Raw genomic sequence first — 11,841 nt, forward strand, 5'->3', positions numbered from 1 at the left:
GGTTGTGCGGCTGTGGGCCGGCGGTTGTGGGCTCCTCCCTGCCGGGGGGGGCCCCGGGTTGGGTGGGCCCGGGGCCCGGACGAGACCCACTCTTGACCTGCACATGATAGGTACGCAGCGTTCACACGCGGGCCACGGTGCGTGTGGAAGGCTCCCGCGTACCACACACCGCCCGGCCACCCCGACGAGCGCCCTCACCCGGGGCCGGCGTCGTGGTGCCCGCGTTTCGAGAGGACACCCCACATGTCCCGTCATCACTGGATCTACGCGCGTCCACTGCTGGCCACCGCGGCCGCCGTCGCCCTCCTCGCGGGCACCGCGGCAGCGGCCCCCGCCGACACCCCGCCCGACCGTCCCACCACCCTCGCCGCCGCACTCGACGACACGTACTACCGCGACGCCCTCGGCAAGACCGGCCCCGAGCTCAAGGCCGCCCTGCACACGATCATCAGCACCCAGACCAAGCTCTCCTACAGCCAGGTGTGGGACGCCCTCAAGGCCGCCGACGAGGACCCCGCCGACCCCTCCAACGTGATCCTGCTCTACACCGGCCGCTCCCATTCCAAGAACGAGAACGGCGGCAACGCCGGCCAGTGGAACCGTGAGCACGTCTGGGCCAAGTCCCACGGCGGCTTCGGTACGGCCACGGGGCCGGGCACCGACATCCACCACCTGCGCCCCACGGACGTCTCGGTCAACTCCACCCGCGGCAACAAGGACTTCGACGACGGCGGCAGCCCCGTGGCCGAGGCGCCCGGCAACTTCACCGACGGCGACTCCTTCGAACCGCGCGACGCGGTCAAGGGAGACGTCGCCCGCATGATCCTCTACATGGCCGTGCGCTACGAGGGCAACGACTCCTTCGCCGACCTCGAACCCAACGACCAGGTGAACAACGGCTCCGCCCCCAGGATGGGCAAGCTGTCCGTGCTCAAGCGGTGGAGCCAGGAAGACCCGCCGGATGCCTTCGAGAAGCGCCGTAACGACGTGGTGTTCGAGCAGTTCCAGCACAACCGGAACCCGTTCATCGACCACCCCGAATGGGTCGGGGCCATCTGGTAGGCCCCCTCCCGCCTCAGCCCTCCCCGGCCAGGGCCTTCGCGCAGCCTTCCACCGCGGCCTCGCGGGTGGCGTAGCGCGGCAGGTCCTGGCCGGTGCCCTCCCTCACGAGCTCCGGCGGGCCGAGCAGGTCGCGCGGGTCGACGACCGCCGCGCGCCGGCCGTCGCTGGAGAGGCGGGCGAGACCGGTGTGCAGCATCGGCAGGGCGACCGCGTCCACGGAGGTGACGTCGTGCAGGTCCAGGACGACGGAGCCGCTCCGGTCGGCTCCCGACTCGTCCAGCGCGTACAGCACACGTTCGGCCGCCGTGAAGTCGATGGCCCCCTGCGCGACGACCACGCCGACCTTCCCGTGCAGGACCCTCTCGTGCTCGGCCGAGGGCGCGGAGGGCAGGTCGTCCGCGGTGGTGACGAGGCTGACGGTGGAGCCGGGGAGTGCGGGGTTGAGCATCAGATGGAGTCCGTACCGCTCCGAGAGCGCGCCGAGCGCGGCGCGGCCGCGTACCGACGTACCGGTGGCGTCCAGCGGCGGGCTGTAGGTGGCGAGGCCGAAGCGGGCGGGGCCGACCGCGATGAGGCCGCCGGAGACCCCGCTCTTGGCGGGCAGCCCGATCCGCAGCAGCCACTCCCCCGAGCCGTCGTACATGCCGCAGGTGGCCATCACGGCGAGCACCCGGGCGGCGACCTCCGCGGAGACGACGCGCTCACGGGTGACCGGGTTGACCCCGCCGTACGCGAGCGTCGCGGCCATCGTGGCGAGGTCGAGCGCGGTGACGCGTACCGCGCACTGGCGGAAGTACCGGTCCACCGCCAGGACCGGGTCGACGGGCAGGGTGCCGGTGGAGCGGATCAGGTACGCGAGCGCCCGGTTGCGGTCACCGGTCATCGACTCGGAGGTGAACACCTCCTCGTCCACGTCCAGTTCACGCCCGGCGAAGCGGCCGAGGCAGTGCAGGATGCGTTCGAAGGCGGGCTCGCCGGGGGTGTCGGGGATCAGCGCGGTGGTGACGATGGCACCGGCGTTGACCATCGCGTTGGCGGGCCGGCCGGTGCCGGGTTCGAGGCTGATCGCGTTGAACGCGTCGCCGCTCGGCTCGGCGCCCACCCACCGGCTCACCTCGTCCAGACCGAGGACGGAGAGGACGAAGGCGTAGATGAACGGTTTGGAGACCGACTGGAGGGTGAAGGGGGTCTCGGCCTCGCCCGCGCTGTAGCGGTGGCCGTCCATGCTGACCAGGGCCAGCCCGAAGGCGTCCGGGTCGGCCAGGCCCAGCTGCGGGATGTAGTCGGCCGGACGGCCACCTTCCAGGTCACCGAATTCGGCACGCATCCTCTTGAGCGAGTCGCTCACCGCGTCGACGGCACTCATCCACATCACCCCTCAGCCGCGCCCGGCCTGGGCGGCGTCGTCGCCCCGGCGGCCACCGCCTCCAGGACCTTGTTCAAAAGGTTCGCCTTCACGGACGTTCTGTCCAATCGAGTGGGAAGGAGAGCACGAGCGAGGAGGAGGAAGAGACAGGAGACGGCTGCGGGCGCGGATCTCGCGCACACCTCCGGAAGCCGATGATCACCAACTCGCCTATATGAGAATCAAACGGTATGAATTGACTCGTCGAAGCATCCGCTTCACACGGGAGCGGGTTCGATCCCTGGGAGGGAACGATGGACACGGACGCCCTGACCGCCGGCCTGTTGCGGGAGCTGCGGGCGACCCGGCCCTATCCGGCCCTGTCCCTGACCATGCCGACCCACCGCACGGCCCCGGACAACGTCCAGGACGCGGTGCGGCTGCGCAACCTGGTCGCGGAGGCGGTCAAGCGCCTGGACGCCGATCCGCGGGTCAGCCGGGAGGCGGCCGCCGCCATCAAGGCCGAGCTGGACCGGGCGGCCGACGAGGTGGACCCGCGCCGGGCCCTGGACTCGCTGGTCGTGCTGGCCACGGCCGACGAGCACCAGCTCTGGCAGTTGCCGCGCACCGCACCCGAACGGGTGGTGCTCAGCGACACCTACCTCACCCGCAACCTCGTCGCCGCGAAGGCCCAGACGCGGCCGTTCTGGGTGCTCACCCTCGCCGCCGACCACGCCACCCTGTGGAACGGCAGGGGCGAGGGCATCGAGGTACGGGAGACCGGCGGTTTCCCGCTGACCGCACCGAAGGAGCCGCCCAACCCGCAGCGCGAGATGCGGAGCGGGGACGCCCCGAGCAAGTTCACCGACGAGGACACACGGAACTTCTTCCGTGCCGTCGACGAGAAGCTGCGCGCCGTACTGGCCGCGGACCCGCGTCCGCTGTACGTGATGGGGACGGCGCCCGCCCTCTCCCTGCTGGACGACGTCGGCGACAGCGCCAAGGCGGCCGTCGGACGTGTCGCCAAGGGCGCGCCGGCCGACCTGCCGCCGGCCGAGGTCCTCAAGGAGCTGCGGCCCGCGCTGGAGGAAGGGGCCCGGCAGGCCACGGCCGACGTCGAACGGCGCCTCGACAACGCCCGCAGCGGGCACGCGTTCGCCGGCGGGCTCGACGAGGTCTGGGCCGCCGTCCGGGAGGGCCGGGTCGGGCTCGTCGCGGTGGAGGAGCACTTCCAGACCACCGTCCGGGTGACCGAAGGGCATCTGGAGCCGGTCCCCGAGGGGACCGTGCAGTCGGCGGACCAGCAGATCCGCGAGGACGTCGTGGACGAGCTGATCGAGGCGGCCCTGGACGGCGGCGCCGAGGTGGTGTTCGTCGCGGACGACTGCCTGGCCGAGCACGGGCGGATCGCGGCCGCGCTGCGGTTCTGAACCGGCCGGGGTCCTGCACCGGCCGAGGTTCTGAACCCCCCGAGGTTCTGAACCCGCCGGGGCGGGGCCGTACGGAGGTGCCCGCACGAGCCCCGTGCGGGCACCGCGTGCAGCCGTCCTCACCCGAGGCGGCGCACCGGCTCCCCGTCGAGGTACGCCCGGATGTTCTCGACGGCCTGGCCGTAGTACGTCGCGTAGTTGGCGCGTGAGACATACCCCAGGTGCGGGGTGGCCAGCAGGCGCGGGGCGGTGCGCATCGGGTGGCCGGGCGGGAGGGGTTCGACGTCGAACACGTCGATCCCGGCCCCCGCGATGGTCCCGGCGTGCAGGGCGGCGAGCAGGGCGTCCTGGTCGACGATGGCGGAGCGTGAGGTGTTGACCAGGTAGGCGGTGGGGCGCATCCGGGCGAGCTCGGCGGCGCCGATCAGGCCCCGGGTGCGCTCGCTCAGGGCCAGGTGTACGGAGACGAAGTCAGCGGCCTCCAGCAGCTCTTCCCTGGACCCGGCCAGCTCGGTGCCGACCTCCTGGGTGCGTTCCTTCGTGAGGTTCTGGCTCCAGGCCACCACCTCCATGCCGAAGGCCCGGCCCACCTGCGCCACCCGGCTGCCGATCTTCCCCAGGCCCAGCAGGCCGAGCGTCCGGCCGTGCAGGTCGGCGCCCAGGGTGGACTGCCAAGGGCCGCCCGTACGCAGGCCGCCCGCCTCGGGGACGATCGAGCGGGCGAGGCCGAGCAGGAGGGCCCAGGTCAGCTCGACGGGCGGGGTGGAGGAGCTGGCGGTCCCGCAGACGGTGACGCCGTGCTGTTCGGCGGCGGCGAAGTCGATCACGGAGTTGCGCATGCCGGAGGCGATCAGCAGCCGGAGCCGGGGCAGCAGCGCGAACACCTCCGCCGGGAAGGGGACCCGTTCGCGCAGGGTGACGACGATGTCGAACTCCGCGAGGGCGGCGGCCACTTCCTCCGTCGTGCCCAGGTGCTCGGTGAACGTGACGACGTCGACGTCGGCGGTGACGGGTGACCAGTCGGCGACGGTGGTGGCGGCGGACTGGAAGTCCTCGATCACGGCGCAGCGCAGCTTCATTCGGGGCTCTCTCCGGCGGGGCGGGGCGGACGGTCCCCATGATCGCCCAAAGCGCCGTGCGCGTCACGGCCCCGCCGGAACCCCGCGGACGGGCGGGCGCCTCAGCCGCCCCAGCTCCACTCCGCGACCTCGGGCAGGTCGACGCCGTGCTCGCGGATCCAGGCGTGGTGGCGGGTGCGGACATCGGCCATGGCCTGGCGTACGGCGACCGCGCGGACCGCGAGCCCCGGCACCCGGTCGATGACGTCCATGACCAGCCGGTAGCGGTCCAGGTCGTTGCGGACCACCATGTCGAAGGGCGTGGTCGTGGTGCCCTCCTCCTTGTAGCCGCGCACATGCAGGTGGGCGTGGCCGAAGCGGCGGTAGGCGAGCCGGTGGATCAGCCACGGATAGCCGTGGTACGCGAAGATCACCGGCTTGTCGCGGGTGAACAGGGCGTCGTACTCGGCGTCCTTCATGCCGTGCGGGTGCTCCTCGTGCGGCATCATGCGGGCGATGTCGACCACGTTGACCACCCGGACGGCCAGTTCGGGCAGATGGCGGCGGAGCAGGTCGGCGGCGGCCAGCACCTCCTGGGTGGGCACGTCCCCGGCGCAGCCGAGCACCACGTCCGGCTCGCGGCTGCCGTCCTCGGTCCCGGCCCACTCCCATGCCCCGGCCCCGCGGGCGCAGTGGGCGCGGGCCTCCTCGATCGTGAGCCAGTCGAACGTCGGCTGCTTGCCGGCCACGATGACGTTGACGTAGTCCCGGCTGCGCAGGGCGTGGTCGGCCACGGAGAGCAGGGTGTTGGCGTCCGGCGGCAGATAGACGCGTACGGCCTCGGGGCTCTTGTTCAGGATGTGGTCGACGAACCCGGGGTCCTGGTGCGAGAAGCCGTTGTGGTCCTGGCGCCAGACGTGCGAGGTGAGCAGGTAGTTGAGGGAGGCGATGGGGCGTCGCCAGGGCAGCCGGCGCGAGGTGCGCAGCCACTTGATGTGCTGGTTGACCATCGAGTCGACGATGTGGGCGAACGCCTCGTAGCTGGAGAAGAGCCCGTGGCGTCCGGTCAGGAGGTACCCCTCCAGCCAGCCCTGGCAGAGGTGTTCGGAGAGCACCTCCATCACCCGGCCGTCGCGGGCGAGGTGTTCGTCGGTGGGGAGGGTCTTCGCCTGCCAGGCCTTGCCGGTCGCCCGGTAGAGGTCCTGGAGCCGGTTGGAGGCGGTCTCGTCGGGGCCGACCACCCGGAAGTCCCGGCGCTCGGCGGTCGCCGCCATGACGTCGGCCAGGAACCCGCCGAGCACCTGGGTCGGCGAGTGGAGGGCCGAGCCCGGTCCGTCGACCCGTACGGCGTGGTCCTCCAGGGCGGGCAGGGGCAGATCCCGCAGGAGCAGACCGCCGTTGGCGTACGGGGTCGAGCCGAGCCTCGCCGTCCCCTCGGGGACACAGGCGAGGACCTGTTCGGTGGGGCGGCCGTCGGCGTCGAAGAGTTCATCGGGGCGGTAGGAGCGCAGCCAGGCCTCCAGCTGCCGCAGGTGCTCCGGGTTGTCGCGGACTCCGGGGAGCGGGACCTGGTGGGAGCGCCAGGTGTTCTCGACGGGCAGCCCGTCGACCTCCTTCGGGCCGGTCCAGCCCTTGGGGGTGCGCAGGACGATCATGGGCCAGCGGGGGCGCTCGGTGGCCCCGTCCTCGCGGGCCGCGCGCTGGTGGGCGGCGATCCGCTCGACGGCGGTGTCCATCGCGGCGGCCATCGCCCGGTGGACGGTGGCCGGGTCGTCGCCGGTGACGTACAGCGGGTCGTGGCCGTAGCCGCGCAGGAGCTGGTCGAGTTCGTCCTCGGGGAGCCGGGCCAGGACGGTGGGGTTGGCGATCTTGTAGCCGTTGAGGTGGAGGACGGGCAGGACGGCCCCGTCGTGGACCGGGTCGAGGAACTTGTCGGCGTGCCAGGAGGCGGCGAGCGGTCCGGTCTCCGCCTCGCCGTCGCCGATCACGCAGGTGACCAGCAGGTCCGGGTGGTCGAAGGCGGCCCCGTAGGCGTGGGTGAGGGCGTACCCCAGTTCGCCGCCCTCGTGGATGGAGCCGGGGGTCTCCGGGGCGACATGGCTGGGCACCCCGCCGGGGAAGGAGAACTGCTTGAAGAGCGCGCCCATGCCCTCGGTGTTCCGGGGGACGTCGGGGTACGTCTCGGAGTAGCTGCCCTCCAGCCAGGCGTTGGCGAGGACGGCCGGGCCGCCGTGGCCGGGCCCCCAGACGCACAGGGCCTCGATGTCCCGGTCCTTGACGACGCGGTTGAGGTGGGTGTGGACCAGGTTGAGCCCCGGCGAGGTGCCCCAGTGGCCGAGCAGCCGCGGCTTGATGTCGTCGGGGGTGAGCGGCCGGGTCAGCAGGGGGTTGGCCATCAGGTAGATCTGGCCCACGGCGAGGTAGTTGGCGGCGCGCCAGTGCGCGTCGAGCGCGGCGAGTTCCTCGTCGGAGAGTGCGGGCGGGGTGGGGGTGTCGCTCACATCGCGGGTGTGGCTCACATCGCGGGTGTCGCTCACGGAGCAGGTCTCCTCGTGGGGTGACGGCGCACGGGCGGGACTGTCCAGGGGAGGGCCGGGCTCGAAGAGCCCGAGGCCCAGGCCCGGGGCTCAGGACGTCCCGGGGCCGTACCAGAGCGTGGTGGCGTTGCAGAACTCGCGGATGCCGTGTCCGGCCAGCTCGCGCCCGTAGCCGGAGCGCTTGATCCCGCCGAAGGGCAGGGCCGGGTGCGAGGCGGTCATGCCGTTGAAGAAGACCCCGCCGGCCTCCAGGTCGCGGGCGCACCGCTCCTGCTCCCCCGCGTCACGGGTCCAGACGTTGGAACTGAGCCCGAACGGCGTGTCGTTGGCCAGGTGCACCGCCTCGTCGAGGTCGGCGACCCGGTAGAGGGTGGCGACCGGCCCGAAGGTCTCCTCGCGGTGGACGCGCATGGCGGGGGTGATTCCGGTGAGGACGGTCGGGTTGTAGAACCAGCCGTTCTCCAGGCCGCCGTCGAGCTTGTCGGGCCGCCCGCCGCCGCACAGGACGGTGGCGCCGCGCTCCACGGCGTCGTCGACCAGCTCCTCCAGGTCGGTGCGGCCCTGTTCGCTGGAGAGCGGCCCGACGTCGGTGGCCTCCTCCAGCGGGTCGCCGACGGTGAGGGCGCGCATCTTGGCGGTGAAGCGCTCGGCGAACCTGTCGTACACGTCGGCGTGGACGATGAACCGCTTGGCCGCGATGCAGGACTGGCCGTTGTTCTGGACCCGGGCCGTGACGGCGGTGTCCGCGGCCTTGTCGACGTCGGCCGAGGGCAGCACGACGTACGGGTCGCTGCCGCCGAGCTCCAGCACCGTCTTCTTGACCTCGTCACCGGCGGTGGAGGCGACCGAGCGGCCCGCGGGTTCGCTGCCGGTGAGGGTGGCCGCCGCGACGCGGGGGTCGCGCAGGACCGCCTCGACGGCGCCCGAGCCGATCAGCAGCGTACGGAAGCAGCCCGCCGGGAATCCCGCGCGGTGGAAGAGATCCTCCAGGTAGAGCGCGGTCTGCGGGACGTTCGACGCGTGCTTGAGGAGGCCGACGTTGCCGGCCATCAGCGCGGGGGCGGCGAAGCGGACCACCTGCCAGAGCGGGAAGTTCCACGGCATCACGGCGAGGACGACACCGAGCGGACGGTAGCGGACCAGGGCCCGGGAGGCTCCGGAGTCGTGTACGTCGTCGGGGTCGGGGTGCTCGTCGGCGAGCAGGCGCTCGGCGCTGGCCGCGTACCAACGCATCGCCTTGGCGCACTTGGCCGCCTCGGCGCGGGCCGCGGCGACCGGCTTGCCCATTTCGAGGGTCATCGTGCGGGCGATGGTGTCGCGCTCCCCGTCCAGCAGGTCGGCGGCGCGGTTCAGCCAGGCGGCGCGCTGCTCGAAGGGGGTGGTGCGGTACTGCTGGAAGGTGGTGTGGGCGGCGGCGATCCTGCGCTCGGTCTCCTCCTCGCCGTGGGCGTCGTAGGACCTGATCAGTTCGCCGTTCGCGGGGTTGACCGTCGCGATGGGCATGGCAGTGGCCTCCTTGCATGGGTACTTCGACGGTGCCGCGCCGCGTGGTCGGGCGCAACGCGGCCCCTTCCGCACGTACCCGGCCGGCGCGGATCATGCGTGCCCGGTGGGGCACGTTCCGCGCCGGCCGGGTGTGCGGTGCCGCCGGGCCGGAGGGGGCCCGGCTAGACGAGCGCCGCGAGGGGTGCGGGGCGGGACTCGCGCACGCCCGGCAGCGGGGGGTACGGGAGCAGCCCGGCGGTCTGCGGCGCCTCGGCGTAGCGGGTGAACCAGACCACTTTGCCGTCCGTGGTCCGGCAGGTGCCCCAGCTGTCGCTGAGGGCCATCACCCGGCTCAGTCCGCCGCCGGCCGGCAGCAGCCTCGGCATCCGGGCGCTGTCGTCGGCGACGGACACGGTGATGTGCCGTCCGGTCCAGCGGAGTTCGACGACGCACCGGCCGGCGTCGCCGACATGCCGAAGGACATTGGTCAGGAGTTCGTCCGTGGCCCGGCACACCGGCCGGACCTGGAGTTCGAGACTCCAGTGACGAAGGTGCGCGGCGACGATGCGCCGCACCTGGGAAACGCGCTGCGCCGACACCTGCAGTTCGACCGAGTAGTGCCGGTCGAGTGGATCGGTCATCGTCGAGGCTCCTCACACGAGGCCCACCTGCTTCACCCCGTCGTACGAACGACCCCCGAACACGAAGCGTGAGCACCATTCACTTCTGGGTCACTCAACAGGGTGACTCGGGTGTGCCGTCCGCGCAACAGATGAGCTGTTCGCCCTGGTGGGGGCCGTTCGGCTGTCAGGGGAGGTAGGGCAGCACCCGGTCGGGGGTGAGCGGCAGTTCGCGCAGCCGGGCCCCGGTGGCGTGGCGGACCGCGTTGCCGATGGCGGCCGCGGTGCCGACGATCCCGATCTCGCCGATGCCCTTGGAGCCCATCGGGTTGAGGTGGGGGTCGTCCTCGTCGATCCAGTGCGCCTGGATGTCGAACGTGTCGGCGCAGACCGGCACGTGGTAGGCGGCGAGGTCCTTCGCCGTGAAGTCGCCGAAGGCCGGGTCGATGGCGGAGCCCTCCGTCAGCGCCATGCCGATGCCCATGACCATGCCGCCGGTGAACTGGGAGCGCGCGGTGCGGGCGTTGAGGATCTTCCCGGCGGCGTACACGCCGAGGAGCCGGCGCACCCGGACCTCCCCGGTGACGGAGTCGACGGCCGTCTCGGCGAAGTGGGCGCCGAAGGCGTGCCGGGCGTACGGGGAGTCGGCGGCCGTCTCCTCCTCGGTGTCGCCGGTGGCGGTGAACCCGTCGGCGGGCAGCGGGCCCCGGTGCGCGCCGAGGCGCTCGGCCAGCTCCGTGGCGGCCTTGTGCACGGCCCAGCCCCAGGAGGCCGTGCCGGAGGAGCCGCCGGCCAGGGGGGCGGCGGGCAGGTCGGTGGAGCCGATCCGCACGTCGACGCTCTCCACGTCCACGGCGAGGGCCGAGGCGGCGATCTGGGCGAGGACGGTGCGGGCGCCGGTGCCGATGTCGGTGGCGTTGACCTCGATCCGGAAGGTGCCGTCGGCCGCCGCGTGGGCGCGGGCGGTGCAGCGGGAGGCCATGACGGGGTACGTCGCCGAGGCCACTCCCGTACCCAGCAGCCAGCGGCCCTCCTGGCGGACGGCGGGACGGGGGTCGCGGCCGTGCCAGCCGAAGCGGGACGCGCCCTCGCGCAGGCAGGCGGCCAGGCCGCGGCTGCTGAAGGGGCGGTCGCTGTCCGGTTCGTTGGCCGGGTCGTTGAGCAGCCGCAGCTCGATCGGGTCCATGCCGAGCGCGGAGGCGAGTTCGTCCATGGCCGACTCCAGCGCGTACATCCCCGACGCCTCGCCCGGGGCGCGCATCCAGGAGGGGCTGGGGACGTCCAGGGCGGTCACCCGGTGCACGGTCGTGCTGTCGGGCGATCCGTACATCACCCGGGCGGGTACGGCGGCCTGCTCGACGAACTCCTTGATGGTGGAGGTGTGGGTGTCGATCTCGTGGGAGACGGCGTGGAGGGTGCCGTCGGGGTCGGCGCCCAGGCGCACCCGCTGGATGGTGGGGGCCCGGTGGCCGACGACCTCCGCCAGTTGGGCGCGGGGGAAGACCATCTTCACCGGGTGGCCGGTGTGCCGGGCGGCCATGGCGGCCAGCACGGCCTGGGGGCGGGTCGTGCCCTTGGATCCGAAGCCGCCGCCGACGTGCTCGGAGACGACGGTGATGTGCTCGGGGTCGAGTGCGAAGACCCGGGCGAGGCTGTCGCGCACGGTGTTGGAGCCCTGGCTGGAGTCGTGGACGGTGAGGTGTCCCTCGGCCCACCGGGCGGTGGCGGCGTGCGGCTCCATGGGGTGGTTGTGCAGGGAGGTGAGGCGGTAGGTGGCGTCGACCTGGACGGGGGCGGCGGCGAAGGACCGCTCGAAGTCGCCGCGCTTGCGGACGGCGGGGTGGCCGCCGTTGGCCTCCTCGGGTGTGTACAGGCCCGGGTGGTCCTCGGTGAGGGTCACGTCGTGGTCGGTGCTCTCGTACTCGACGAGCAGCCGCCCCGCCCCCGTCCTGGCGGCCTCCGGGGATTCGGCGACGACCAGGGCGATCGGCCAGCCGTGGTGCGGGACCCGGTCGTTCTGGAGCACGGCGAGGATCGGGTCCTCGGGTTCGGCCAGCTCGGGCGCGTTGTCGTGGGTGAGGACGGTGTGCACGCCGGGGACGGCGAGCGCGTCGACCGCCCGTACGGCGGTGACCCGGCCGGAGGCGATGGTGGCCGGGACCGGCCAGGCGTACAGGGTGCCGGGCGGGGTGTGCTCGGCCGCGTACCGGGCGGTGCCGGTGACCTTGTCCCGGGCCTCCCTGCGGACGACGGGCGCACCGGTGAGCTGCGGGGCGTGGGGCATGGCGGCGGAGTCCTCCGGTC

The 11,841-nt window shown here is 72.7% G+C and carries 8 protein-coding genes; 2 read left to right on the plus strand and 6 right to left on the minus strand.

Annotated elements, in window-relative coordinates:
* The first annotated feature begins 243 nt into the window (after positions 1-243).
* The gene (locus AB0917_RS21895; protein ID WP_366821290.1) at positions 244-1,062 is read left to right on the plus strand and encodes an endonuclease; all 819 of its coding nucleotides are present in this window, start codon (positions 244-246) and stop codon (positions 1,060-1,062) included.
* A 13-nt stretch (positions 1,063-1,075) separates the two neighbouring features.
* Here the strand turns inward: AB0917_RS21895 and glsA are convergent, their stop codons facing one another.
* Complete coding sequence (gene glsA / locus AB0917_RS21900; protein WP_366821291.1) at positions 1,076-2,428, minus strand: glutaminase A; 1,353 nt, start codon at positions 2,426-2,428, stop codon at positions 1,076-1,078.
* A gap of 293 nt (positions 2,429-2,721) precedes the next feature.
* Here glsA and AB0917_RS21905 point away from each other — a divergent pair, with 293 nt between their 5' ends.
* A complete protein-coding gene (locus AB0917_RS21905) occupies positions 2,722-3,837 on the plus strand; it encodes a chemotaxis protein (protein ID WP_366821292.1) in 1,116 nt (371 codons plus the stop codon).
* Positions 3,838-3,956: 119 nt separating this feature from the next.
* On the opposite strand, the gene AB0917_RS21910 is transcribed toward AB0917_RS21905, so the two are convergent.
* The 5 genes from AB0917_RS21910 to AB0917_RS21930 all read right to left on the minus strand — a co-directional run bounded on the left by AB0917_RS21910 (position 3,957) and on the right by AB0917_RS21930 (position 11,821).
* The gene (locus AB0917_RS21910; RefSeq protein WP_366821293.1) at positions 3,957-4,916 is read right to left on the minus strand and encodes a D-2-hydroxyacid dehydrogenase family protein; all 960 of its coding nucleotides are present in this window, start codon (positions 4,914-4,916) and stop codon (positions 3,957-3,959) included.
* A 101-nt stretch (positions 4,917-5,017) separates the two neighbouring features.
* Entirely contained in the window at positions 5,018-7,396 is a 2,379-nt protein-coding gene (locus AB0917_RS21915; protein ID WP_366821319.1) for a phosphoketolase family protein, read from the minus strand.
* A gap of 126 nt (positions 7,397-7,522) precedes the next feature.
* Positions 7,523-8,935, minus strand: a complete 1,413-nt coding sequence (locus tag AB0917_RS21920; RefSeq protein ID WP_366821294.1) for an NADP-dependent succinic semialdehyde dehydrogenase — start codon at positions 8,933-8,935, stop codon at positions 7,523-7,525.
* A 164-nt stretch (positions 8,936-9,099) separates the two neighbouring features.
* A complete protein-coding gene (locus AB0917_RS21925) occupies positions 9,100-9,558 on the minus strand; it encodes an ATP-binding protein (protein WP_366821295.1) in 459 nt (152 codons plus the stop codon).
* 166 nt (positions 9,559-9,724) lie between these two features.
* Positions 9,725-11,821: a xanthine dehydrogenase family protein molybdopterin-binding subunit gene (locus tag AB0917_RS21930; protein WP_366821296.1), complete on the minus strand. Its 2,097-nt coding sequence runs from the start codon at positions 11,819-11,821 to the stop codon at positions 9,725-9,727.
* Between the last annotated feature and the right edge of the window lie 20 nt (positions 11,822-11,841).

Source organism: Streptomyces sp. NPDC007346, from assembly GCF_040703535.1.
Taxonomy (GTDB): Bacteria; Actinomycetota; Actinomycetes; order Streptomycetales; family Streptomycetaceae; genus Streptomyces.

Coding starts and splice junctions, on each gene's coding strand:
- AB0917_RS21925 (WP_366821295.1), bottom strand. CDS start 9,558: ATGACCGATCCACTCGACCGGCACTACTCGGTCGAACTGCAGGTGTCG.
- AB0917_RS21910 (WP_366821293.1), bottom strand. CDS start 4,916: ATGAAGCTGCGCTGCGCCGTGATCGAGGACTTCCAGTCCGCCGCCACC.
- glsA (WP_366821291.1), bottom strand. CDS start 2,428: ATGAGTGCCGTCGACGCGGTGAGCGACTCGCTCAAGAGGATGCGTGCC.
- AB0917_RS21930 (WP_366821296.1), bottom strand. CDS start 11,821: ATGCCCCACGCCCCGCAGCTCACCGGTGCGCCCGTCGTCCGCAGGGAG.
- AB0917_RS21905 (WP_366821292.1), top strand. CDS start 2,722: ATGGACACGGACGCCCTGACCGCCGGCCTGTTGCGGGAGCTGCGGGCG.
- AB0917_RS21920 (WP_366821294.1), bottom strand. CDS start 8,935: ATGCCCATCGCGACGGTCAACCCCGCGAACGGCGAACTGATCAGGTCC.
- AB0917_RS21895 (WP_366821290.1), top strand. CDS start 244: ATGTCCCGTCATCACTGGATCTACGCGCGTCCACTGCTGGCCACCGCG.